This is a genomic window from Pseudomonas sp. S3E17, from assembly GCF_024168685.1.
GTDB lineage: Bacteria > Pseudomonadota > Gammaproteobacteria > Pseudomonadales > Pseudomonadaceae > Aquipseudomonas > Aquipseudomonas marginalis.
Map to the genome: position 1 here is coordinate 1,931,964 of NZ_JALJWE010000001.1, position 22,047 is coordinate 1,954,010.

Annotated in this window: 22 protein-coding genes; 7 read left to right on the plus strand and 15 right to left on the minus strand. The window is 62.7% G+C overall.

The annotated features are described in order from the left end of the window. Position 1 precedes the first annotated feature (1 nt). The 11 genes from J3D60_RS08155 to J3D60_RS08205 form a co-directional block, all read right to left on the minus strand. Positions 2-1,210: a glycosyltransferase WbuB gene (locus J3D60_RS08155; RefSeq protein ID WP_253490830.1), complete on the minus strand. Its 1,209-nt coding sequence runs from the start codon at positions 1,208-1,210 to the stop codon at positions 2-4. Then, positions 1,210-2,187, minus strand: coding sequence for a GDP-L-fucose synthase (locus tag J3D60_RS08160; RefSeq protein WP_065925164.1), 978 nt, complete (start codon positions 2,185-2,187; stop codon positions 1,210-1,212). The genes J3D60_RS08155 and J3D60_RS08160 overlap by 1 nt, the downstream gene beginning before the upstream one ends. A 2-nt stretch (positions 2,188-2,189) precedes the next feature. Continuing rightward, positions 2,190-3,311 carry a GDP-mannose 4,6-dehydratase gene (gene gmd / locus J3D60_RS08165; RefSeq protein WP_027608681.1) on the minus strand — a complete coding sequence of 374 codons (1,122 nt, stop codon included), beginning with the start codon at positions 3,309-3,311 and terminating at the stop codon, positions 2,190-2,192. 69 nt (positions 3,312-3,380) lie between these two features. After that, positions 3,381-4,316, minus strand: a complete 936-nt coding sequence (locus J3D60_RS08170) for a glycosyltransferase family 2 protein (protein ID WP_027608682.1) — start codon at positions 4,314-4,316, stop codon at positions 3,381-3,383. 1 nt (position 4,317) lies between these two features. Further along, positions 4,318-5,277, minus strand: a complete 960-nt coding sequence (locus J3D60_RS08175) for a nitroreductase family protein (RefSeq protein ID WP_159440249.1) — start codon at positions 5,275-5,277, stop codon at positions 4,318-4,320. Between the two features lie 14 nt (positions 5,278-5,291). Then, entirely contained in the window at positions 5,292-5,843 is a 552-nt protein-coding gene (locus J3D60_RS08180) for an acetyltransferase (protein WP_027608684.1), read from the minus strand. Beyond that, the gene (locus tag J3D60_RS08185; protein ID WP_253490832.1) at positions 5,840-7,003 is read right to left on the minus strand and encodes a polysaccharide pyruvyl transferase family protein; all 1,164 of its coding nucleotides are present in this window, start codon (positions 7,001-7,003) and stop codon (positions 5,840-5,842) included. The genes J3D60_RS08180 and J3D60_RS08185 overlap by 4 nt, the downstream gene beginning before the upstream one ends. Continuing rightward, on the minus strand, positions 7,000-8,175 hold the full coding sequence (locus J3D60_RS08190; protein ID WP_065941935.1) for an O-antigen ligase family protein: 1,176 nt from the start codon (positions 8,173-8,175) through the stop codon (positions 7,000-7,002). Before J3D60_RS08190 ends, J3D60_RS08185 begins: the two co-directional genes overlap by 4 nt. Next, the gene (locus J3D60_RS08195; protein WP_253490834.1) at positions 8,172-9,485 is read right to left on the minus strand and encodes a lipopolysaccharide biosynthesis protein; all 1,314 of its coding nucleotides are present in this window, start codon (positions 9,483-9,485) and stop codon (positions 8,172-8,174) included. The genes J3D60_RS08190 and J3D60_RS08195 overlap by 4 nt, the downstream gene beginning before the upstream one ends. Positions 9,486-9,490: 5 nt before the next feature. Then, a complete protein-coding gene (locus J3D60_RS08200; RefSeq protein WP_065941933.1) occupies positions 9,491-11,710 on the minus strand; it encodes a polysaccharide biosynthesis tyrosine autokinase in 2,220 nt (739 codons plus the stop codon). Between the two features lie 41 nt (positions 11,711-11,751). Continuing rightward, entirely contained in the window at positions 11,752-12,192 is a 441-nt protein-coding gene (locus J3D60_RS08205; RefSeq protein ID WP_065941932.1) for a low molecular weight protein-tyrosine-phosphatase, read from the minus strand. A 230-nt stretch (positions 12,193-12,422) separates the two neighbouring features. On the opposite strand from J3D60_RS08205, the gene J3D60_RS08210 reads away from it, so the two are divergent. Continuing rightward, positions 12,423-12,731 carry a phosphomannomutase gene (locus tag J3D60_RS08210; RefSeq protein WP_223841602.1) on the plus strand — a complete coding sequence of 103 codons (309 nt, stop codon included), beginning with the start codon at positions 12,423-12,425 and terminating at the stop codon, positions 12,729-12,731. Then, positions 12,728-13,060 carry a hypothetical protein gene (locus J3D60_RS08215; protein WP_253490835.1) on the plus strand — a complete coding sequence of 111 codons (333 nt, stop codon included), beginning with the start codon at positions 12,728-12,730 and terminating at the stop codon, positions 13,058-13,060. Before J3D60_RS08210 ends, J3D60_RS08215 begins: the two co-directional genes overlap by 4 nt. Here J3D60_RS08215 and J3D60_RS08220 read toward each other — a convergent pair. Next, positions 13,012-13,635: a hypothetical protein gene (locus tag J3D60_RS08220; protein ID WP_253490837.1), complete on the minus strand. Its 624-nt coding sequence runs from the start codon at positions 13,633-13,635 to the stop codon at positions 13,012-13,014. The two genes, J3D60_RS08215 and J3D60_RS08220, sit on opposite strands and share 49 nt — an antisense overlap. Positions 13,636-13,889: 254 nt before the next feature. On the opposite strand from J3D60_RS08220, the gene J3D60_RS08225 reads away from it, so the two are divergent. Continuing rightward, positions 13,890-14,972, plus strand: a complete 1,083-nt coding sequence (locus J3D60_RS08225; protein WP_253490839.1) for an LLM class flavin-dependent oxidoreductase — start codon at positions 13,890-13,892, stop codon at positions 14,970-14,972. A gap of 75 nt (positions 14,973-15,047) precedes the next feature. Here J3D60_RS08225 and J3D60_RS08230 read toward each other — a convergent pair whose 3' ends face one another. After that, positions 15,048-15,842 carry a class II aldolase/adducin family protein gene (locus tag J3D60_RS08230; protein WP_027608693.1) on the minus strand — a complete coding sequence of 265 codons (795 nt, stop codon included), beginning with the start codon at positions 15,840-15,842 and terminating at the stop codon, positions 15,048-15,050. 162 nt (positions 15,843-16,004) lie between these two features. After that, positions 16,005-16,910, minus strand: a complete 906-nt coding sequence (locus J3D60_RS08235) for a LysR family transcriptional regulator (RefSeq protein ID WP_253490842.1) — start codon at positions 16,908-16,910, stop codon at positions 16,005-16,007. A gap of 216 nt (positions 16,911-17,126) precedes the next feature. Here J3D60_RS08235 and J3D60_RS08240 point away from each other — a divergent pair, with 216 nt between their 5' ends. Further along, positions 17,127-17,738 (plus strand): cysteine dioxygenase, encoded by a 612-nt coding sequence (locus tag J3D60_RS08240; protein WP_065925151.1) that lies wholly within the window; start codon positions 17,127-17,129, stop codon positions 17,736-17,738. Further along, positions 17,735-19,318: a rhodanese-related sulfurtransferase gene (locus J3D60_RS08245; RefSeq protein WP_253490844.1), complete on the plus strand. Its 1,584-nt coding sequence runs from the start codon at positions 17,735-17,737 to the stop codon at positions 19,316-19,318. Before J3D60_RS08240 ends, J3D60_RS08245 begins: the two co-directional genes overlap by 4 nt. Before the next feature lie 67 nt (positions 19,319-19,385). On the opposite strand, the gene J3D60_RS08250 is transcribed toward J3D60_RS08245, so the two are convergent. Then, positions 19,386-19,559 (minus strand): hypothetical protein, encoded by a 174-nt coding sequence (locus J3D60_RS08250; RefSeq protein WP_168166849.1) that lies wholly within the window; start codon positions 19,557-19,559, stop codon positions 19,386-19,388. Between the two features lie 78 nt (positions 19,560-19,637). Here J3D60_RS08250 and J3D60_RS08255 point away from each other — a divergent pair, with 78 nt between their 5' ends. Both J3D60_RS08255 and J3D60_RS08260 read left to right on the plus strand, forming a co-directional pair. Further along, complete coding sequence (locus J3D60_RS08255) at positions 19,638-20,612, plus strand: ABC transporter substrate-binding protein (RefSeq protein WP_253490846.1); 975 nt, start codon at positions 19,638-19,640, stop codon at positions 20,610-20,612. Positions 20,613-20,623: 11 nt separating this feature from the next. Next, positions 20,624-21,979 carry an LLM class flavin-dependent oxidoreductase gene (locus J3D60_RS08260; protein WP_065941926.1) on the plus strand — a complete coding sequence of 452 codons (1,356 nt, stop codon included), beginning with the start codon at positions 20,624-20,626 and terminating at the stop codon, positions 21,977-21,979. Positions 21,980-22,047: the final 68 nt, after the last annotated feature.

Below are 22,047 nucleotides of genomic sequence, written 5' to 3' on the forward strand. Positions count from 1 at the left end.
ATCAGACCTGTGCCATAAAGCGTTGCAGAATACGTTCCTTGTCGAGGAACTCCTTGGCGTAGTTCAGCGCCACCTCGTTGCGCGCGGGCAATGCCAGTGCCCGCTCGATCCCGATGTTCAGCGCGGCGACAGACTCCGGTTCAGCCAACAACGCAATGCCGGGGTGTTCCTCGCACAGGCGGCCGAGGGTGGTGCCGGGGTCGGCGGTGATGATGGCGTGGCCGCCCACCGCGAGGATATTGGTCAGCTTGGAAGGCAGCACCGCGTCCGCCACCCCGCGCTTCTGGATCACCAGGTGCACGTCGGCCGAGGCCAGCAGCACCGGCAGATCCTCGTAGGGCTGCAACGGCGCAAACAGCACGTTGCGCAGGCGATCGCGCTGTACACGCTCGAGCAAGCGGGCCTTGCCGGTGCCCTGGCCGACGATCAGGAACACCAGCTCCGGGCGATCGACATAGGCCTGGGCGGCGTCGAGGATCAGTTCCAGGCCCTGCTTCTCGCCGATATTGCCGGCGTACAACAACACCCTTTGGCCCGACGCCACACCCAGGCGCTGCAGCAGCCCGGGGCTGCGGGGCACCTGGCGAAAGCGGGCGGTTTCCGACCAATTGGGAAAGAACAGCAGGCGCTTGCCGCTCACGCCTTTGCCCCGGGCCTTGTCGAGCATGCCGCTGGAAATCGTCGAGACCCGGTCAAAGCGCCGCAACAGCCAGCGTTCAAGCCCAAACGCCAGGCGCCGCACAAGGGAGCCGCCACCGATGCCGAGGCCGAACATCGCGTCCACTTCGTAATCCTGGATATGCAGCACCGAGCGCGCGCCACTGAGCTTGGCCAACAACAGTGCCTGGGGCGCACAAAACAGCGTGGGCACCACCAGGATCACCAGGTCCGGTTTCCAGCGCCACTGCCCCATGACCGCCAAAAACGAACTGGCGGAAAAGCTCATCAGGTGCAGCAGGCGCGTCAACGCCGTGGGCTGGCGTGGCACATACAGCGGGCAGCGAATCACCGTCACGCCGTCGTCCTGCTCGGTGCGAAAGCGCCACGGCGAATAGCCCTCGCCCACCTGCCACTGCGGGTAATACGGCGGCGCCGTCACCACTCGCACCTCATGGCCCTGGCCCGCCAGCCAGCGCGCCTGTTCACCGCTGTACTTGCCGATGCCGGTGAGCTCCGGGCTGTAGTTGATGCCGTACAGGAGGATCTTCATCAGTGGCCCCGAGGCTGTTCGAGGGCCGCGAGGTAGGCGTTGTAGGCGTCGCGCAGGCCCTCTTCCAGCGGCACATAGGCTTCCCAGCCGAGGGCGTTGATCCGGCTCACATCCAGCAGCTTGCGCGGTGCGCCGTCGGGCTTGCTGGCGTCGAAGCGCAACTGCCCCTTGAAGCCGGTGACCCGCACCAGCGCCTGGGCCAGTTCGGCGATGGTGCAATCCACCCCGGTACCGACGTTCAAATGCGAACGCATCGGCTGGGTCTGCTCACGGTAGCGTTCCTGGCTGAGCTCCATCACATGCACGCTGGCCGCCGCCATGTCATCCACATGCAGGAACTCGCGCCGTGGCTTGCCACTGCCCCAGATCACCACCTCCTCATCGCCGCGCTGGGTCGCCTCATGGAAGCGCCGCAGCAAGGCGGCGATCACATGGCTGTTCTGCGGGTGGTAGTTGTCGCCCGGCCCGTACAGGTTGGTGGGCATCACGCTGCGGTAATCGCGGCCATGCTGGCGGTTGTAGCTTTCGCACAGCTTGATCCCGGCGATCTTGGCCACCGCGTAGGGTTCATTGGTGGGCTCCAGCGCGCCGTCGAGCAACACCGCTTCGATCATCGGTTGCGGGGCATGCACCGGGTAGATGCAGGACGAGCCGAGGAACAACAGCTTCTCCACGCCATGACTGTGGGCGGCGTGGATCACGTTGGCCTGGATCATCAGGTTCTGGTAGATGAAGTCGGCCGGGTACGTTGCGTTGGCGTGAATCCCGCCGACCTTGGCGGCCGCCAGGTACACCTGGTCCACACGGTGCCGGGCGAAGTACGCCTGCACCGCGGCCGGGTCGAGCAGGTCCAGCTCGTCACGGCCGGCGGTAAGCAACTGCGTGTAGCCCAAGGCCCACAGGCGCCGCACGATGGCCGAGCCGACCATGCCGCGATGGCCGGCCACGAAGATCCGCGCATCAAAGTCACGTGCCATGCTCAGTTCTCCACGGCAATCGGTGCGTCATGCCCGTGCAGGCGCAACAAGGCGTGGCGCTGGGCGACCTTGAGGTCTTCGCGGACCATCTCCGCGCACATTTCCTGGGCGCTGATTTCCGGCACCCAGCCGAGCAGGCGCTTGGCCTTGGACGGGTCGCCCAACAGCGTCTCGACTTCCGCCGGGCGGAAGTAACGCGGGTCGACGCGCACAATCACATCGCCCACCAGGATGCCCGGCGCCAGGTCGCCGTCGATCCGCTCGACCACCGCCACCTCTTCAACGCCCTCGCCGACAAAGCGCAGATGCAGCCCCAGTTCCGCCGCCGACCAGCGAATAAAGTCGCGCACCGAATACTGCACACCGGTGGCGATGACAAAGTCCTCGGGGTGTTCCTGTTGCAGCATCATCCACTGCATGCGCACGTAGTCCTTGGCGTGGCCCCAGTCGCGCAGTGCATCCATGTTGCCCATGTACAGGCACTGTTCCAGGCCCAGGGCGATGTTGCTCAGGGCGCGGGTGATCTTGCGGGTCACGAAGGTTTCACCGCGACGCGGCGACTCGTGGTTGAACAGGATGCCGTTGCACGCATACAGCCCATAGGCTTCGCGGAAGTTCACGGTGATCCAGTAGGCGTACAGCTTGGCCACCGCATAGGGCGAGCGCGGGTAGAACGGCGTGGTTTCCTTCTGCGGGGTTTCCTGCACCAGCCCGTACAGCTCGGAGGTCGAGGCCTGGTAGAAGCGGGTCTTCTTTTCCAGGCCCAGCAGGCGGATCGCCTCGAGGATGCGCAAGGTGCCGAGGGCATCCACATCGGCGGTGTATTCCGGCGAATCGAAGCTCACCGCCACATGGGATTGGGCGCCGAGGTTGTAGATTTCATCGGGCTGGATCTGCTGGATGATACGCGTCAGGTTCGACGAATCCGCCAGGTCGCCATAGTGCAGGATCAGGTTTTTACGCAGGGCCTGGGGGTCCTGGTAAATATGATCGATGCGCTGGGTATTGAACGACGAAGAACGGCGCTTGAGGCCGTGCACGGTATAGCCTTTTTCCAGCAGCAGCTCGGCCAGGTACGAGCCATCCTGACCGGTGATCCCGGTAATAAGCGCGACTTTATTCATGTCTGTCTCCCAATTGATAGGCGAGCGAAGGCCGACACCCAGACTTGGGTGTTTGTTAAAAACGCTCAGTTACTTCGGTGTGGGCAGGTTCAAGTTATGGCCGGTCAACTTTGAGAGTTCCCGGACAATGGCTTCCTTATCGTTTAAGTGCGCAATCGCGGTTTCCAGTTCGAGCACTTTGGCGCCCACCAGAAAGCGGTACCAATAGCCCTGGAGCAGGTGATAGACCAGGCCGCTGCGGCCATCGAGAAACCCCAGCTGGATGATGTAGCGCCACAGGAAATACGCGGTGGAACTGAGGGTGAACGGCACGCGGTTGTACACGCGGTTCTTGACCAGGCGCTTGGCCTTGGCCTGGAACGAACTCTGCCCGGCATGCAGTTCATCGCGTATCGCAAACAGCCCCAGCCGCGCGTTAAGCACTTCAATCGCTTCGCGGGTGGCGTACTGGTTGTGCTTGTGGGTGAAGAAGGTCAAGTCATGCAGGTTATGGTCGGCAAACCCGCCGTCGAGGGTGATGGTGCGGCCCTCGGCGACCGAGATGTGCTCGTCCATCCAACGGTCCTCCATGCGCCCCTGGCCGGTGCGCCACAGCCGCAGCATCTTCAACGGGTAGCGGCCGCCATGGCGCACCCAGCGCCCCATGAAGATATGCTTGCGCTTGAAGTTGATGCCGGTGATGTCGCGGGCCAGGGTCGGCAGCCGGGTATTGATCGCGGCGGCGAGGTCGGCCTCGATGATTTCGTCGGCGTCCAGGCGCATCGTCCAGTTGCCGGTAATCGGCAGGTGATCCAGCGCCCACTGGAACTGCTTGGCCTGGTTGACGAAGGCGTGCTGCACCACCAGCGCGCCATGGCGCCGGGCGATGTCGCAGGTGTCGTCGGTGGAAAACGAATCGACCACCAGCACTTCGTCGCTGAAGGCCCGTACCGACTCGATGGCCCGGGCGATATGCAGGCTTTCGTTGTAGGTGAGGATGATCACACTGACGGTTTCGCGCTTCATATCAGCCACCGTGCATCTGCAGGACTTCGGTGGTGAGCCGGCGCGGTGAACGCGCGGCCCGGAAGTGGCTTTCCAAGGGCAGCCCCACGGCGATCATCATGATCAACCGCTCGCTGGCCGGGATGGCGCCGATGCCACGGATCTTCTTTTCCACCGAATTGAGGATCGCCAGGTTCAGCGGGCACGCACCCAGGCCATTGGCGTGGCAGGCCAGCAGCAGGCCCATGGAAAACAATGCACCGTCGACGTAAAGCTGGTTGCGCTGCCCCGCGCCGCCCCAGGCGGTGACTTCGGACGTGACCACAAACAGGTTGTCCACCGACTGCGCAAACCCGCGCGAGCCGCCTTGCAGCTCCAGCAGCTGCGCGATCACCGCGCGGTCCTGATACACATGCACCCGCGACGACTGCCGGTTGCATTGCGAGGGTGACGACTGCGCCAATTCCACCAGGGACGTCAGCAGGCCACTGTCGATCTTGCCGGCCTGGAACATGCGGCAACTGGAGCGCGATTGCAGGAACGCCTTGGCATCCAGACCGCCGTTGCCCAGCCACGGCGCCGCACGCTTGATACCACCGCTGCCGGCGGTGCCGTCGCGCTTGAGGTGCTCCACATAGGCATCCAGGTAAAACACGAAGTCGTCGCTGATGCCGAGGGTGCGGTGCAGCTCGAGGTAACCCTGGAACGCGCCGAGGGCCATCTCCACCGGCAGCGCCGAATACGTGCGGTCGTATTCGTTGAGCATATGGATGATGCCGTTGATCTTGTCCTTGCCGAACAGCGGCTTGGGTTCCTTGAGGGACAGGCCCTTTTCCACGGTGTGGGTTTCGATGAGGATTTTGTAGAACAGCTTCTTGTTGCGGCTTTCCAACGGCGAATAACCGTTGTGGCGAATAAACGTGAGCATGTCGCGAAAGAACTCGCTGACGAAATACATCAACTTCCATGCCTTATCCATCATGGGTTTCACCTGTTTCATAGTGCGATGTCTCTCGTTTTGAGGGGGCGGCACGGCGCACCGACGCAAATCATCCAGGCCGGCTGGCTGGCCGTGACCACCGAGCGCGCGCCGACCACGCAGCCCTCCTCCAACACGCAACCGGGGTGGATAAAGGCCTCGGCGGCGACCCACACGTGGTCCTTGATCACAATCTCGCGAGTCACCAGGGGCCGCAGCAGGCTGCGGGTGTCGTGGCTGCCGGTGCACAGGAAGCTGCGCTGGCTGATGGTGACTTTGGAGCCCAGGGTGATTTTGGCCATGGCGTACACATCGACCCCATCGCCGATGGCGGTGTAGTCGCCGATCTCCAGGTTCCACGGCGCCCAGATGCTGCACGTGGGCGCGATGCGGCAACCCACGCCGACCTTGGCGCCAAAGCAGCGCAGCAACCAACGCCGCCAGTTGTGCAGCATCCAGCGCGGCGTGGGACGAAACAGCAGCTGGTAGACGATGCCCCACAACAGCCGGCGCGCCTTGTTGCTGCGCGGCAGGGTGTCGACGTACTTGAGTTGCGCGAAGTCGCTCATGACCGGATCGCCGCCAGTTGTTCCAACAGGTAGCGCTCGCCCACCTGTTGCAGGGCCTGGCGCCGGGCCCGCACCGCCACCCAGTCGATGGGCGCCGCGATCAAGGCGTGCACCTGGTCGGCATCGTCTGCCGGCAGGAAGCGTTGCGACAGCTCCAGCTTCTCCAGCAGGTTGCGCACACGGGCGTTCAGCGAGGCCTTGTTGCCCGGCAACCCCACGGCGATAAACGGCTTCTCGAAAATGATCGCGAACACCGTGGCGTGGAAGGAGTTGGTCACCACGTAGGCGCTCTCCTTGAGCAACTTGAGCCAATCCTGCGGGCCCACCTGCACGGTCTCGCCGATCTGCCGCCAGCGCCGGTGCGCGTTGTACGGCGAGACAATCGGCCCGGCCACCTGCCGCGACAGCGCCTGGGCCACTTCGCGCACGCCCACGCCGGTGCGCAGCGCATAGCAGAACACGTGGCCGGTGCGGGTCTGGGTGGACGTGGCGAGCAGCGCCGAATAGTCGCGGTGCAGCAGCGTCGGGTCCGGCACGCACTGGGCAGCCAGCCCCGAGACCTGGTGCACGATGCTCACCCCGCTCTCCTCGCGCACACTGATCGCCGACAGTTGCTTGAGCAGGCCCTCGGCTTCGGCGTGGTACTGCGGCTCCAGGTATTCCTTGCCGAAACTTGCGGCGTAGGAGATGCGCCGGATCGCCTTGTCGCAGTCGAAGGCCAGGAAGTACGCCGGGTCGAGGCCGGTCTGGCCCGAGGGGTTCCAGATCTGGTCACTGCCGGCCACCAGCAACTGCTGGCCGGCCACCGCCTGGTTGAGCTGGTGGGCGTGGGCGTAGCGCGGCGCCTGGATATTCAGGAAGCGCGTCTTGAACGCCTCGAACTGGCGCGACTGGGCATTCGGCCCCAGCACCCGGGTTTTCAACGCCAGGGTCTTGAGGTACAGGGCCTTGAGGTTGGCCTTGAGCTGGCGCGGGTTGAACAGCTGGCGAATCTCGCTGCCATCCTCCACGTAGGCCGGGTGGTAGTTGATCAGGCTTACCTGCAAGCCCTGTTGCTGCAACCAGCGCTGCAAGGCATAGGCTTGCAGCACCGCGCCGAAGTTTTCGCTGAAGTGGTACGTCAGTATCCCGGCCCTGATGGGGCTAGCAGGTGCGTTCATGATCCAGCCTGTTTCAGTAAGTAATTGGGGTAAACCGCCTGGCGTGCAGGCGCAGCCTTGTTGAGTAGGCCGATGAACATCGACCACACCAGCAGGTAGCTGCCATCGAAGGTGGTGAAGAACTGGTAGCTGGTCTTGAACGAGAAAATCAGCAGGATCGCCACCACGGCCAGGGATACCGGGCTGCGCGGCAACCCGCTGAACAGCAGGCAAAACAGCGCCACGCCGAGCACCCCCAGCTTGGCGGTCACGCCCCAGTAGCCGTTCTCGATATCGAACTTGGAGTTCTCGAACCAGCGCTCGTCATTGGTGGGCACGCCGGGGGTCAATTGCTTGGCCAGGCCATTGCCCAGGAACACCGTGGCGGGGTTGTCGAGAAACGATTCCTTGGCATGGGCGATCTCGAACGCACGGGTCACGTCCTCACCCTTCTCCTCGAACAGGTAAGTGGCAAAGCGCGACACCGCCAGGGGGCTGGCGTAGAACGTCAGCGTGCCCAGCGCGCCGATGGCCACCACCAGCACCGCCAACGACTTGAGCTTACGCTGGGTAATCGCCGACAACAGGATCATCACCGCCATCGCCGCGAGGATGGTCTTGGACCCGGCCGCCAGCAGCGTGACCGCGAGGATCAGCATCAAGCCGACCCTGCGCTGGCAACAGGCATAGAAAAACAGCAGCACCGCCGAGCTGGTGGGGAACAACATGATCCGCCCGACTTCGTCGCTGGACTTGGACGCGGCGTTGGTCAGGTCGATGCCCACGCCATACAGGCTGACCTGCAGCAACTGGCCAAGGGCGAAGATGTAGATGATGCGTTCGAGGATGCGCCGGTAGTTGACGCTATGGGCCAGCGCGATTTTTTCCACATTGGCCAACACATAGCTGTACCCGGCCAGCAGCAGCACAAAATAGAAAAACGGAATGCCGGAACGCAGGAACTGGTACAGCGAGATGTTCGCCCCACTGCTCACCAATACCTGCAACACACTGGACGCAACCACCAGCGCCAGCAATGGCAGCGCGCGGGTAAAGCCGCGCGCCGCGTACACCACGAACGGCAGCAACAGCAGCAGCGCCAAGGGTTGCGAGAGGTTGTTGCTCAGCGCCAGGGGCAAGGCGAAGAACGTCAGCGGCAAGTAGAGGGTCAGGCGCGCCTGGGACAGCATCATGGGCCGACCTCCCCCACGCGAATCACCCGCAGGTACACCAACACCACCAGTTCCGGCAGCGACAGCAACAGCGACGCGCCCAGCAGCGGATCGATGCGCTCCTTGCATGCCAGCCACAGCAGCAAGGCCATCACGCTGCTTACGGCATAGATCACTGAGGTGAGGGTGTGGCGATTGGTGGAAATCAGCATCGCTGCGAGGATGAACCAGGCCACATTCAAAATCGTATGGGAGCCGATCAGCGCCAATGACAAGCGATCGACCTGCACCAGGCCATGGCTCCACAGCAGGATAATCTGCGGCCCGGCCCAGATCCCGGCGGCATACACCAGCACGCACAGGCCCAGCACCAGGGAGCTGGCGCGCTGGGTAAAGCGTCGCGCCTGTTCGAACTCGCCGCGCCCGGCCAGCCGTGAGATCTCCGGGGTCAGGGCGTTGCTGCAAGTGATGCCCAACTGGATGATCAGGCGCATCAGGGTACGCGCCATGGTGTAACCCACCACCACCGCCGGGCCGGCGATCTGGTTGAGCACTTGCAGGCCGCCTTGCAGGGTGATCGCCTGCGCCAGCGGGATCGCCGCGCTGCCCAGCGCCGGTTTCCAGATACCACGGAACTCGGCCCAGGACGCCGACGCCAGCCCCAGCAGCGGCCAGGGTGAAATCCGCCGCACAAACAGGGTCACCAGCACCAGGAACAGCACCTGGCTGAAAAACATGCCCTGGGCCAATTGCAGTTCGGTGCCACCCAGCAGCAGCACGACGATGGACAGCACAATGTCCAGGGTCCTGCGGTTGGCCATGATGAAGACGCCGCCGACGGTTCTGTCGATGGTGCGAAACCAGGCGTCGATCGGCCCACCCAGCAAGCGCGTGCACAGGTAGCCGGACATGAACAGCACCACCAGGCCGGCTTGCTCGGCGGTCAAGGTCTTGAGCCCGAGCAGTGACACCCAGTCGAGCCACTGGCCCAAGGTCAGGGCGAATACCAGCACCAGCGCGACCACCGCCAGGGTAAAGGCCAGCGCGGTCTGCACACTGCGCCGCGCCCCCGGCACATCGCCCTGGCTCGCACGCAGCGTGGCGCTGGTGGCCGACGCCTGGGCCACCCCCAGGTCCAGCAGGCTGAGCAGCGACGGAATACCGGTGAGCACCAGCCAATCGGCATAGCGCCCGGTGCCCCAGGCGTGCAGGAAGAACGGCACCAGCACCAGTTGCGCCGCCAGCGTCACCAGTTGGGTGTAGCCGTAGCTCAACACGTTGAGGCGAAACCGTCGCGACAACGAGCGCGGCATTTCAAGCACTTTGCTCATGGTCATCAGGCCTTGTCGGACTGATAGGCGTAGCTGTAGTAACCGTAGTCGCCATAGCCGTAGCTGGCGGACCGGCGTTTTTCCACACCATTGAAGATCGCACCCTTGAGCTCGATGCCGTTCTGATGGAAGCGGCGCAGGGTCAACTCGATCTCCTTCGCCGAGTTCACGCCAAAACGGGTGACCATCAGGCTGGTGCCGGCCTGGCGCCCGACAATCGCGGCATCGGTCACCGCCAGCAAGGGCGGCGTGTCGATGATCACCAGGTCATAGCGCTCGCTGACTTCCGCCAGCAACGCGGCAAAGTTGGGGTGCATCAGCAGTTCCGATGGGTTGGGCGGGATCTGCCCACGACCGATAAAGTCGAAGCGCTCCACGGCAGTCGGGTGAATCGCTTCCTGCAGATCACAGCGCTTGGCGAGCAGGTCGGACAAACCCGCCTCCACCGCCTTGCCAAGCATCTTGTGCAAGTAGCCCTTGCGCATGTCGGCATCGATCAGCAGCACGCGCTGGCCCGACTGCGCGACAATCGCCGCCAGGTTGGCCGAGACAAACGTCTTGCCCACCTCGGGGCTCGGGCCGGTGATCATCAGGCGGTTGTTCTTGGCTTCGAGCATGGCGAAGTGCAGGCTGGTGCGCAGGCTGCGCATGGCTTCCATCACCAGGTCATGGGGGTGATTGACCGCCAGCAGCGACGGTGCGCCGGAGCGGCCCTTGGCGGCGTTGGTTTCCTCGGCCTTTTGCAACAGGCTGAAGGGGATCGAGGCGTACACCGGCAGGCCGAGTTTCTCGATCTCATCCGGGCTTTCCAGGCCACGGTTGAGCAGGCTGCGCACCAGCACGATGCCCACCGAGAGCATGCCGCCGAGCAGCATCGCCAGCAGCACCACGATGACCTTGCGCGGCGCCACAGGCTTGGCCAGGTTGACATCGGCACTGTCGATCAAACGCACGTTGCCCACGGTGCCGGCGCGCATTACGTCGAGCTCCTGGGAGCGGTTGAGCAACTGGGTGTAGATCTCGGTGCCCACTTGCACGTCGCGGGTCAGGCTGAGCAATTCCTGCTGGGTCGTGGGCAAGCCTTCGACGCGCTTGGTCATCTGCGCCTGCTTGGCATTGAGTTCCGCCAGCTTGGCGATCAAGGCGCGATAAGCCGGGTGCTGGGGGGTGAACTTGCGGTCCATCTCGGCCTGTTGCAGCTTGAGTTCGGAGATGCCGGTGTCCAGGGCCACCACCTGGTCGAGCACGGCCTTGGCTTCGAGGCTGATGTCGATGGATTTGCTGCGGGTCTGGAAGCGGTTCAAGGCGTTCTCGGCCTTCTCCAGGTCGCGACGCACCTGGGGCAACTGGTCATTGAGGAACGACAGGCTCTGCGCCGCCTCGGCCGAGGTGCGGTCGACGTTCTGCTTCACATACAGGTTGGAGATTTCATTCAGCGTCCGCACCGCCAGGGCCGGGCGCGTGCTCTCCAGGGACAGGCTGATGATGCCCGACTCCTTGCCGCGTTCGATCACGGTGAGCAGGTCCTGGTAGTCGGCCACCGCGTCCAGGCGCGGCTTGCGCACGATCTTGAAATGCGCGCCCGGATTGGCCCGCAGCTCCTTGACCAACACCTCGACGCCGTCGGCGGCAAACGGCACGCCGACGCTTCCTGCGGCGATCTCGACGCCGTCCTCATCAAATAACGTGTAGGCCTGGGCCTCGCCGGCCACCAGTACCAGGGTGGTCCCGAGCAACGCCGTCGGCAGGTTCAAACTGCTCAGCGCCAGGGCCTCGCCCCCTGCCGACCAGCGGCTGAAACCGAACAGCGGCGGCGCAATATCGCCCTTGTGTTCAGGCGCATAACGCCGCGCGAGGAAGCCACCGATCAACGGAAAATGCTGCGGCGTGATAGTGATGTCCAACGCCAGGGTATCGACGGTCTTGCCAATGATGGTGCGCGACTTGATCAGCTCGATCTCGGTCACCGCCGGCGATTCCTTGCCCAGCAGGCTACTGACGTCGGAGAAACCGAGCATGTCGTTCTTCTTCGGTTCCACTTGGATCAATGCATTCGCCTGGAACACCGGCGCCGCCAGAATCGCGTAGGCGGCACCGATCAGCATGCAGGTGCCGGTGATCCCGGCGATCAGCCATTTGTGATCGATCAGGGTGCCAAGCATGCCGAGCACATCGATCTCGTCACGGTGAGGGCTTTCAGGGGAAGCGTTCTGGGGTGAATACATAAATCGCGTCTTCGTCCTTGCAATCGTTTAAAGAGGGAGCGTCAGCGCGCCAGGCGCTGGGCCCAGGCCTGTGCGGCCTGTTCGATCAAGGCATAGGCCTGCACAAAGGCGGGCTTGCCCTGGCGATAGGGGTCGGTGATCTCGCGATCGTGCTGCCACTTGCCCAACAGGAAGACCTTGCCCCGCGCCTCGGGAGCGAGGCCGAGCACGCCGTCGATGTGCCGTTGTTCCATCACCAGGATCAGGTCGGCCTCACTCACGGCTTCAACGCTGAGTTGCCGCGCCTTGTGTGCCCGGGGAACGTGCCCATGCTCCTGCAGCACTTGCCCGGCCGTCGGTTCCAGCGGATGGTCACGCAACGCCGCCAAGCCCGCCGAACTCACCGTGATTCCGGAGGACGTCAGTGCGGCCCCCAGCAAGTGTTCCGCCGTGGGGCTGCGGCAGATGTTGCCGATGCACACAATCAATATCTTTTTGAACAAGGCAACCTCCCACGCACCGCACACTTATTCTTCGGCAAAAGGGACGACCTTATTTAATCAGTTGCAACTAACGACCGACTAATTATGACCACAGCCTACAAACCGAGACCATCTATCGCGCAAGACAAAAAATAACAACACCGGCATTAACCGACTAAAACTAACATTCCGGTATTTTTGTACCGTCCCATAATAAAGTGCGATTTGAATGCACCAGACAGGGGACGGCCATGAACACGTCAAAGTTATTGGTAGAGCGTATTGGCCTATTTCCTTCTTCGGGAAATATTCAAGTGGAAGTGCATGATTCATCCCATGTCGTCGAACGCCTGCAGGTGTTGTATGCCGATAACTCACTGGACAGCGACGCGTCCGGTGCCGGGTTTTCCATGGTGTTCGCCGATTGGCGCTTCAAGTTGCAGGTCAGTGACCCGTTGTCGGTGTGCCTGTGCGTGGAAAGTCGCGGCGACAGCCAGTTCATGCAGGTCAAGACGGCCGAACTGCTGGCCAATATCTGCGGCACCGAGGAGCGGCCATGATCCTGTGGGCGGGCTTGAGACGCGGCTATGCGCTGCGCAGGCTGACGGGGATGTTCGAGGGGTTTGCCGAGCCGGTGCAGGGCGCGCAGTACCAGCGCAACACCCGGGCCATCGGCCATTGGCTGGACCTGTTGCGCGGCAGCTCCCCCCAGCAGATCACCCATGCGCTGTTCCAGCAGATGAAACGCGCGCGGCGCCGTGGCAATGCGCAACGGTTCAACGCGCAGACGACCTTGCTGGCGCTGATGGTGGAAAGCAACCTGGCGCTGGACCTGGCGACCTACTCGGCCTTCCTGTGCGCGGTTTCCAGGCGCCAGGCAGGCTCCTGATGGGCCTGGTCGGCACCTGATAGGGTCACTGCGACGCGGTTGAGCAGCCACTCCGCGTTGTACTTGGGCACCAGCCCACAGACCAGCAAAAACACCAGCCCGCCGCCGATGAACACGGGGGCTACCTTGATGGGCGCGGCATCAACACACCACAGAAAGACAATGGCCGCTGTCGCACCCAGTGCGGCACCGGCCAGGGCTTCATTCAGCGGATGTATATAAGGCGCGACACAATAAGCACTGAACCCGATACTTATCACTACCCCCACCAACGCCGCCGGCCAGCGCCAGGCCAGGTTGAACTGGCGAGCCAGCAAACTCGTTGCCACCGTGACCATCAAACTGGTGTTCATGGCATGGCCACTTATTACAGCAATATCCAAGTGCTGGGACGATAAGCCCCAGCCTTTAAACAGCAACTTGCTGGCCGCCACAATCGAATAAGTCGTACCTACGGTTATTATCCAGGCCCGCAGTGCCCACGGCGCGGAATACCTTAACCAGACAGCAATCACCAGTGCGGCCGGAATCATGACGGTAATGCCGCCATATTGCGCAAGTTCTGCCCGCATCACTGCTTAACCTTCGAGGTGCCGTTTTCGGCGCTCATCAGACCTCAGGCCCGGAAAAAACACAACGTTATCTAGGGTCAGCAACGCGCTCAAAATGCAATTTACTGATCACTAAACATACATATGATTCTATATTTTAATAATTAGGTTAGAACCAAACGGCATTTTACAGCGACTGTCGCGGCCCCTACCGTGGACGAGCATGACCGACCCCCTGCCCGGCGGAGGTATTCACCCCTACTCGACAAGGACAGACCATGAGCATTGAATTCATCGGCTATATCGGCGGTCACCACGCTTCCGAGATCCACCCACGCAGCGGCCCTACCCTGCAACCGGACTACGTGGAAACCGTGGCCCGCGCCCACGAAGAAGCCGGTTTCGACCGCGCGCTGGTGGCGTTCCATTCCAACAGCCCGGACAGCACGCTGATCGCCGCCCATGCCGCCAGCGTGACGAAAAAACTGCAGTTCCTGATCGCCCACCGTCCGGGCTTCGCCCAACCCACCCTGGCCGCCCGCCAGTTCGCCACCCTCGATGTGTTCAATGGCGGGCGCACCGCCGTGCATATCATCACCGGCGGCGACGACCGCGAACTGCGCGCCGATGGCAGCCATATCGGCAAGGACGAACGCTATGCGCGCACCGATGAATACCTGAGCGTGGTACGCCAGGAATGGACCAGCGATCAGCCCTTCGACTTTGCCGGCACCTACTACCAGGTCGAAGGCGCGCACTCCGCGGTGAAGTCGCCGCAGCAGCCGCATATCCCGCTGTACTTTGGCGGCTCTTCCAAGGCCGCGATTGAAGTGGCGGGCAAGCATGCCGATGTGTACGCGCTGTGGGGCGAAACCTATGAGCAGGTACGCGAGATCGTGACCCAGGTGCGCGCCGAGGCTGCCAAGCATGGGCGCACGATTCGCTTCAGCCTGTCGCTGCGACCGATCCTCGCCGCAACCGAAGAACAGGCATGGGCGCGTGCCGACAGCATCCTGCAACAGGCCACCGAGTTGGCAGAGAAGAATGGCTTTGTGCGGCGTGAACCGCCGAATGAAGGCTCGCGCCGGTTGCTGGCGGCGGCAGCCCAAGGCTCGCGACTGGACAAGCGTTTGTGGACGGGGATTGCGGGGTTGCTGGGCGCGCAGGGCAACTCCACCTCGTTGGTGGGGACCGCCGAACAGGTGGCAGAGGCATTGGTCGATTATTACGACCTCGGCATCACCACCTTCCTGATCCGTGGGTTTGATCCGCTCAATGATGCGATCGACTATGGCAAGCGGTTGATCCCCCTCACCCGCCAGCTGATTGCTGAACGCGAGCAGGCCAAACAGGTCGCATAAGCAAGAACACCACAAAACCCATGTGGGAGGGGGTGTAAGCCCCCTCCCACATTTTGATCTTCATCTGGCCCGGCATCAGTTCTTGTAATCGGTATCAGTCCGCTCCAACTGCCGAATCAGCGCATTCCAATGCCGCGCCACCCCCGGTCCTTCGCCACTGGCAAACACCTTGGCCTGTTGTTCGACTTTCGCCACCACTTCGGCCGGCGGGAAGATCAACTCCGCATTCCCCGCCGCCTGCGCCGCCACCTGGATATTGCACGCGCGCTCCAACTGTTGCAGCTGCGCAAACGCATGTTCAACGCTGACGCCGGCGGTCAACAAGCCATGGTTACGCAGGATCATCACGCTCTTGTCGCCCAGGTCCGCCACCAGCCGCTCGCGTTCGTCCAGGTCGAGGGCCACGCCTTCATATCCGTGGTACGCCACGCGCCCGGAAAAACCAATGGAGTGCTGGGAGATTGGCAGCAGGCCGTCCTTCTGCGCCGACACCGCAATGCCGTCGCGGGTGTGGGTGTGCAGCACCGCCTGCAGGTCATGGCGTGCGCCGTGGATCGCGCTGTGGATCACATAGCCGGCGTAGTTGATGCCCAGGCCGGTAGGGTCATCGACGATAGTGCCGTCGAGGTCGACCTTGACCAGGTTGGATGCGCTGATTTCATCGAACAACAACCCGAAGGCGTTGATCAGGAAATGCTCCTCCGGCCCCGGTACACGGGCGGAGAAATGGGTGTAGATGTGGTCGGTCCACTTGTACAAAGCGGCCAGGCGATAAGCGGCGGCCAGTTTGACGCGCACCTCCCACTCTTGCGGGGTAACGCGCTGGCGAACATTGCTGGTGAGATTGGTGATCGAGGTGACGCTGCTCATGGCAAAACTTCCTGGATGGCCTTAAGGACTTCCAGGCAAGCCTAGGGGATGGCCAAAAATAATAAAAAGCACATTTTAATCTAAGCTAATTATTATTTTTTTTCATATAACCCTCACCAACAGCACAAGGCAAATGGGAGCAGGCTTGCCCCTCCCACATGATCAGGCTGCGTCGCGGACTTTATGCAGCGACGCCGCCACCCGCTTGCCAAACGCATCCACCGGCCCCTGCAGGTTGCCCAGGAAGTGTGGATAGATCAGCCACAGGTCCATCACCGGCTTGAAATCCTTGAGCGGCATCACCGCCAGCTGCTCACGGTGCGCACTGCGTTCCAGCAACGGCCGTGGCACCAGGCCCAAGCCCAGGCCGTCGGCCACCAGGCCCAGTTGCAGTTCAGTACCGAAGGTCTCCAGGTTGACCCGCAGGGCCAGGCCCTGATCGGACAAGGTGCGCTGCAAGCCGGCGCGGAAGCCGCAGCCGTCCGGGTTGAGGACCCAGCCATTCTGGTACACATCGGCCAGCTTGCAGGGTTTCTTCGGCAGGTGGGCCTTGGCGCAGACCACCACCAGTTCCATCTTGCCGATGGACTCGCCGACGATGTTGTCCGGGAAGATCTTGCCTGCCGGGAACAGCGCCGCCGCCGCATCCAGTTCGCCGCGTTCGATCTTGCCCACCAACTGGCTGCCCCAGCCGGTGGCGACCTGGGCACGCAAATCGGGGTATTCGCTACGTAGGTGCTTGAGCGCGTCCAGCAGCACCACATCGCCGATGGTCTGCGGCACCCCCAGGCGCAACAGGCCGGTGGGCGGTGCGTCGGTAGCCACCAGTTCGCGCAGGGCGTCCATCTCGCGCAGGATCAGCCGGCACTGCTCATAGACGCGGGTGCCGATCAACGTCGGTTTGAGGGGTTTGGTGTTGCGGTCGAAAAGCTCCACGCCCAGCGCCTGCTCGAAGTTCTGCACGCGGCGGGTAATGGCCGGCTGGGTCAATTGCAACGACTCGGCGGCATGGCTGATGGACTGGCAACGAATCACTTCGACAAAGGCATCGATATCGTCAATTTTCATTTGGGCCGCACATAGAGAACAGTCATTAAGATGTGTGTGAAGCATAGTTGCAGGAACGTGGCGTGAATAGCCCGTGCTGCAATCGATAACGTCTAACGCTATTCAGACCGGTTCTAAATTACCTTCAGCTATAAGCTAATCATTAAAAAATAGCATATTAACTATAAACATTATGCTTAGATAACCCCATCCCTGCGACCACACGATGGAAGTGCCATGACCCAGGCCCGACACCCCGAGAGACTCAGAGCCTTCATAGGCGCCCTGGCGGAATTGATCGACGGCAATCCACGGGAAGGCGACCTGTTGCACCGTGGCGGCAAGCTGCTGGCGCAACTGGTCAGCCACGACGACTGGCTCCCCGATGAGTTTGCTCAACCCGATCCCGAGCGCTACCAGCAGTTCCTGCTGCATGCCGATTCGCGCCAACGTTTCAGTATTGTCAGCTTCGTCTGGGGGCCGGGGCAAAGCACGCCGATCCACGACCATCGGGTGTGGGGGCTGATCGGCATGCTGCGCGGTGCAGAGTTTTCCCAAGGCTTCGAACGCGCACCCGACGGCAGCCTGGTTGCCGAAGGCCAGCCGATTCAACTGGTGCCGGGCCAGGTCGAGGCGGTGTCGCCCAAGGTCGGCGACATCCACCAGGTGAGCAACGCCCACAGCGACCAGGTGTCGATCAGCATTCATGTGTACGGCGCCAATATCGGCGCGGTGCGCCGTGCGGTGTACCAGCCCGACGGCAGCGAGAAACTGTTTATCTCCGGTTATTCCAACGCCTTCCTCCCGAATATCTGGGATTTGTCCAAAGAAAAGAGCCCTGCCCTATGACCACCGTATCGACCCGTAGCTTTGCCCGGATTCGCCAGGCCCTGTTGGACCGTGAAGAAGTCGCCCTGGTGGACGTGCGCGAAGAAGCGCCGTTTGCCGAATCCCACCCGCTGTTCGCGGCGAATATCCCGCTGTCCAAGCTGGAACTTGAGGTGTACTCGCGCATTCCACGCCGCGATACCCAGGTCACCGTCTACGACAACGGTGAAGGCCTGGCCGCCCGTGCAGCCGAACGCCTGGTTGCGCTGGGCTACACCCAGGTCAGCCTGCTGGAAGGTGGCCTGGACGGTTGGCGCCAGGCCGGTGGCGAGCTGTTTATCGATGTGAACGTGCCGAGCAAGGCCTTTGGCGAGCTGGTGGAAAGCGAGCGCCACACGCCGTCCCTCGCCGCTGAAGAAGTGCAGGCGCTGCTCGACAGCCAGGCCGATGTGGTGGTGCTCGACGCCCGCCGTTTCGACGAATACCAGACCATGAGCATCCCCACCGGCATCAGCGTACCCGGTGCCGAGTTGGTGTTGCGCGCGCGCGAACTGGCGCCCGACCCGGCCACCCGCATCATCGTCAACTGCGCCGGGCGTACCCGCAGCATTATCGGCACCCAGTCGCTGATCAATGCCGGCGTGGCCAACCCGGTGTCTGCACTGCGCAATGGCACCATCGGCTGGACCCTGGCCGGGCAGAAGCTCGCCCACGGCCAGTCGCGGCGCTTTGCCCCGACGTCGGAAGAACACCGCCAGATCGCCGCCGTCGATGCCCGCCGTGTCGCCGACAAGGCCCGCGTCGGCCGCGCCACCCTGGCCGACCTGCAAGCCTGGCAGCAGGACACCACCCGCACCACCTACCTGTTCGATGTGCGCACCCCGGAAGAATTCGAAGCCGGCCACCTGCCCGGCGCACGCTCCACACCGGGCGGCCAGCTGGTACAGGAAACCGACCATGTCGCCAGCGTGCGCGGGGCACGCCTGGTCCTGGTGGACGACGATGGCGTGCGGGCGAATATGTCCGCGTCCTGGCTGGCCCAACTGGGCTGGGAGGTGCATGTGCTGGATGACCTGCAGGCAGCGCATTTCAGCGCGAAAGGCGCCTGGGTCGCCCCGGTGCCCGCGCCGCCCCAGGCCGAACTGATCAGCCCGCACACCCTTGCCGAATGGCTCACCCATGGCGACACCGTGGTGCTGGATTTCACCGCCAGCGCCAACTACGTCAAGCGCCATATACCCGGTGCCTGGTGGGTGTTGCGCGCGCAACTGCCCGAGGCCCTGGCCAAGGTACCCGCCGCCCAGCGTTATGTGCTGACCTGCGGCAGCAGCCAACTGGCGCGCCTGGCGGTGGCTGAAGTCGAAGCGATCACCGGCAAGCAAGTGTTCCTGCTGCAAGACGGCACCGCCGCCTGGATCAACGCGCAACTGCCGCTGGAAGAAGGCGAAACCCACCTGGCCTCGCCACGCATCGACCGCTACCGCCGGCCGTACGAAGGCACCGACAACCCCAGGGAGGCCATGCAGGCTTATCTGGATTGGGAGTTCGGTCTGGTGGAGCAACTGGCCCGCGATGGGACCCATGGGTTCTATGTGATCTGATCACTTTTTTGCAGGTCCAGCACAGATCTCTGTGGGAGGGGGCTTGCCCCCGATTGAGGTGTGTCAGTCAGTACATCTGATACTGATAGACCGCAATCGGGGGCAAGCCCCCTCCCACATGGGCCGCATCTACTTCAACACCAATAAATGAAATTAAAGAATAATTAATTCGAAAATAATCAATTATTTTAATAATTACCATATAACCAAAAAGACCTTCACAGCAGGTTTTTATGGGCATAACGTGAACTCCTCACCGACCCCTTCTCCAGGCGGAGGTAGCCGAACCCTTTATCGATCTGCCTGGAGCCTGCATCCCATGGTCTTTTCCACTCCGTTCAAACGCCTGCTCCTGGGCACCGCCCTGGCCCTTGGCCTGGCCACCGGCGCCCACGCCGCCGACCTGCAACCGCTGCGGGTGGCCAATCAGAAATCGACGATCAAGACGCTGCTGGAAGTCTCCGGCGAAACGAAAAACGTGCCCTATGAAATCCAGTGGTCGGAATTCCCGTCCGCCTCGCCCCTGGGCGAAGCCTTGAATGCCGGTGCCGTGGATATCGGTGCCCTGGGCGATGCGCCCTACGTGTTTGCCCTTGGCGCCGGCGCTTCGCTCAAGGTGGTCAGCATCATCCACGCCGAAGGGCGTAACACCACCGCCCTGCTGGTGCCCAAGGATTCGCCGATCAAGACGGTGGCCGACCTCAAGGGCAAGAAAATCGTCACCGGCCGCGGCTCCATCGGCCACTACCTGGCGATCAAGGCCCTGGCCACGGCCGGCCTGACCACTAAGGATGTGCAGTTCATTTTCCTGCTGCCCAGCGAGTCGCGCCTGGTGCTGGATAACGGTACCGTCGACGCCTGGTCGACCTGGGACCCCTACACCACCGTCGTCACGTCCCAAAGCCAGGCGCGGATCCTGGCCAGCGGCAACACGCTGTTGAGCAACCACCTGTACCTCGCTGCCACGCGCCAGGCAATCGCCGACAAGCGCACGCAGCTGGACGACTTTGTCGCCCGCGTCGACCGCGCCTACGCCTGGGCCAATACCCACCCCGACGAGTACGCCGCCGCCCAGGCCAAAATCACCGGGCTGCCGCTGGCCGTGCATCTGGCCGTGGCCAAGGAAACCCGCCTGAGCCCGGTACTGATTGACGACAGCGTGATCAGTGGCCTTCAGGCCACCGCCGACACCTACCAGCAAGAAGGCCTGCTGCCCCGGCACATCGACGTGTCCCAGGGCTTCGACCAGAGCTTTAACGCCAAGCGCGCCCCCAACAACCAAGCATCACGCTGAAGGAGCAGAACATGAGCACGCCACATCCACTGAAACCCCGCCATTTGAAATTGGGCGCCATGGTCCATGGTGTCGGCCACGGCTGGGGCGAATGGCGCCATCCCCAGGCGCAACCGAATGCCAGCACGAATTTCGGCTTCTACAAGCAGCAGACCGAACTCGCCGAAGCGGCCAAGTTCGACTTCGTGTTCATCGCCGACAGCCTGCACATCCACGCCAAGTCCAGCCCGCATTACCTCAACCGCTTCGAGCCGCTGACCATCCTCTCGGCCCTGGCCGCACTGACCACGCATATCGGCCTGGTGGCCACCGTGACCGTCAGCTACACCGAGCCCTACCAGGTGGCGCGCCAGTTCGCGTCCCTGGACCACATCAGCGGCGGGCGCGCCGGCTGGAACGTGGTGACCTCGTGGCTCAGCGGCACCGCCGACAACTTCGGTAAAGCCGAACACCCACCCCACGCCGTGCGCTACCGCATCGCCAAGGAACACCTGAACACGGTCAAGGGCCTGTGGGATTCCTGGGAAGACGACGCCTTTGCCTACAACAAGCAAAGCGGCGAATTCTTTACCCCGGGCAAGCTGCATGCGCTGAACCACAAAGGCGAGTTTTTCTCGGTCAAAGGCCCGCTGAACATTGCACGCTCGCGCCAGGGCCAGCCGGTGATTTTTCAGGCGGGCACCTCCGAAGACGGGCGTAACTTTGCGGCGCAGAACGCTGACGCCATCTTCGTGCATGTGGAAAGCATCGAAGAAGGCCTGGCTTATACCCAGGACCTCAAGCGCCGCGCCAAGGGCTTTGGCCGCGACGCCGACAGCCTGTCGATCCTGCCGGGCATCCGCCCGATTGTCGGCCGCGACGAGGCCGAAGTGGAAAGCCGCTATCAGCAGGCGGTGGAGCTGGTCACCGTGGAAGACGCCATCGTCGCCCTCGGCCGCCCGTTCAACGACCATGACTTCAGCCAGTACCCGCTGGACGCGCCCTTCCCGGAACTCGGCGACCTGGGCGCCAACAGCCAGAAAGGCGGCTCCGACCGTATCAAGCAACTGGCCAGGGACGAAGGCCTGACCCTGCGCGAAGTGGCGCTGCGTTTCTCGCGGCCCAAGCGTGATTTTGTCGGCACCCCGGAGCAAGTCGCCGACGCGATCCAGACCTGGTTCGAACGCGGTGCCAGCGATGGTTTCATCATCAACTCGGTGCTGCCGGACGGCTTGCAGTACTTCACCGAACTGGTGGTGCCGGTGCTGCAACAGCGTGGCCTGTTCCGTAGCGAATACACGGGGCACACCCTGCGCGACAACCTTGGCCTGGACGTGCCGGCCAACCGTTACAGCGTGATCGAAGCCCGCGAAAAGGCCCAGGCCTGAACACTATCCCCTGTGGGAGGGGGCTTGCTCCCGATTGCGGTAGGCCTGTCACAGATGGATTGACTGAC

What these genes read in the sequence shown, in the direction of transcription:
- J3D60_RS08155 (WP_253490830.1), bottom strand. Translation starts at nt 1,210, where the DNA reads ATGAAGATCCTCCTGTACGGCATCAACTACAGCCCGGAGCTCACCGGC.
- J3D60_RS08160 (WP_065925164.1), bottom strand. Translation starts at nt 2,187, where the DNA reads ATGGCACGTGACTTTGATGCGCGGATCTTCGTGGCCGGCCATCGCGGC.
- gmd (WP_027608681.1), bottom strand. Translation starts at nt 3,311, where the DNA reads ATGAATAAAGTCGCGCTTATTACCGGGATCACCGGTCAGGATGGCTCG.
- J3D60_RS08170 (WP_027608682.1), bottom strand. Translation starts at nt 4,316, where the DNA reads ATGAAGCGCGAAACCGTCAGTGTGATCATCCTCACCTACAACGAAAGC.
- J3D60_RS08175 (WP_159440249.1), bottom strand. Translation starts at nt 5,277, where the DNA reads ATGATGGATAAGGCATGGAAGTTGATGTATTTCGTCAGCGAGTTCTTT.
- J3D60_RS08180 (WP_027608684.1), bottom strand. Translation starts at nt 5,843, where the DNA reads ATGAGCGACTTCGCGCAACTCAAGTACGTCGACACCCTGCCGCGCAGC.
- J3D60_RS08185 (WP_253490832.1), bottom strand. Translation starts at nt 7,003, where the DNA reads ATGAACGCACCTGCTAGCCCCATCAGGGCCGGGATACTGACGTACCAC.
- J3D60_RS08190 (WP_065941935.1), bottom strand. Translation starts at nt 8,175, where the DNA reads ATGATGCTGTCCCAGGCGCGCCTGACCCTCTACTTGCCGCTGACGTTC.
- J3D60_RS08195 (WP_253490834.1), bottom strand. Translation starts at nt 9,485, where the DNA reads ATGAGCAAAGTGCTTGAAATGCCGCGCTCGTTGTCGCGACGGTTTCGC.
- J3D60_RS08200 (WP_065941933.1), bottom strand. Translation starts at nt 11,710, where the DNA reads ATGTATTCACCCCAGAACGCTTCCCCTGAAAGCCCTCACCGTGACGAG.
- J3D60_RS08210 (WP_223841602.1), top strand. Translation starts at nt 12,423, where the DNA reads ATGAACACGTCAAAGTTATTGGTAGAGCGTATTGGCCTATTTCCTTCT.
- J3D60_RS08215 (WP_253490835.1), top strand. Translation starts at nt 12,728, where the DNA reads ATGATCCTGTGGGCGGGCTTGAGACGCGGCTATGCGCTGCGCAGGCTG.
- J3D60_RS08225 (WP_253490839.1), top strand. Translation starts at nt 13,890, where the DNA reads ATGAGCATTGAATTCATCGGCTATATCGGCGGTCACCACGCTTCCGAG.
- J3D60_RS08230 (WP_027608693.1), bottom strand. Translation starts at nt 15,842, where the DNA reads ATGAGCAGCGTCACCTCGATCACCAATCTCACCAGCAATGTTCGCCAG.
- J3D60_RS08235 (WP_253490842.1), bottom strand. Translation starts at nt 16,910, where the DNA reads ATGAAAATTGACGATATCGATGCCTTTGTCGAAGTGATTCGTTGCCAG.
- J3D60_RS08240 (WP_065925151.1), top strand. Translation starts at nt 17,127, where the DNA reads ATGACCCAGGCCCGACACCCCGAGAGACTCAGAGCCTTCATAGGCGCC.
- J3D60_RS08245 (WP_253490844.1), top strand. Translation starts at nt 17,735, where the DNA reads ATGACCACCGTATCGACCCGTAGCTTTGCCCGGATTCGCCAGGCCCTG.
- J3D60_RS08250 (WP_168166849.1), bottom strand. Translation starts at nt 19,559, where the DNA reads ATGCCCATAAAAACCTGCTGTGAAGGTCTTTTTGGTTATATGGTAATT.
- J3D60_RS08255 (WP_253490846.1), top strand. Translation starts at nt 19,638, where the DNA reads ATGGTCTTTTCCACTCCGTTCAAACGCCTGCTCCTGGGCACCGCCCTG.
- J3D60_RS08260 (WP_065941926.1), top strand. Translation starts at nt 20,624, where the DNA reads ATGAGCACGCCACATCCACTGAAACCCCGCCATTTGAAATTGGGCGCC.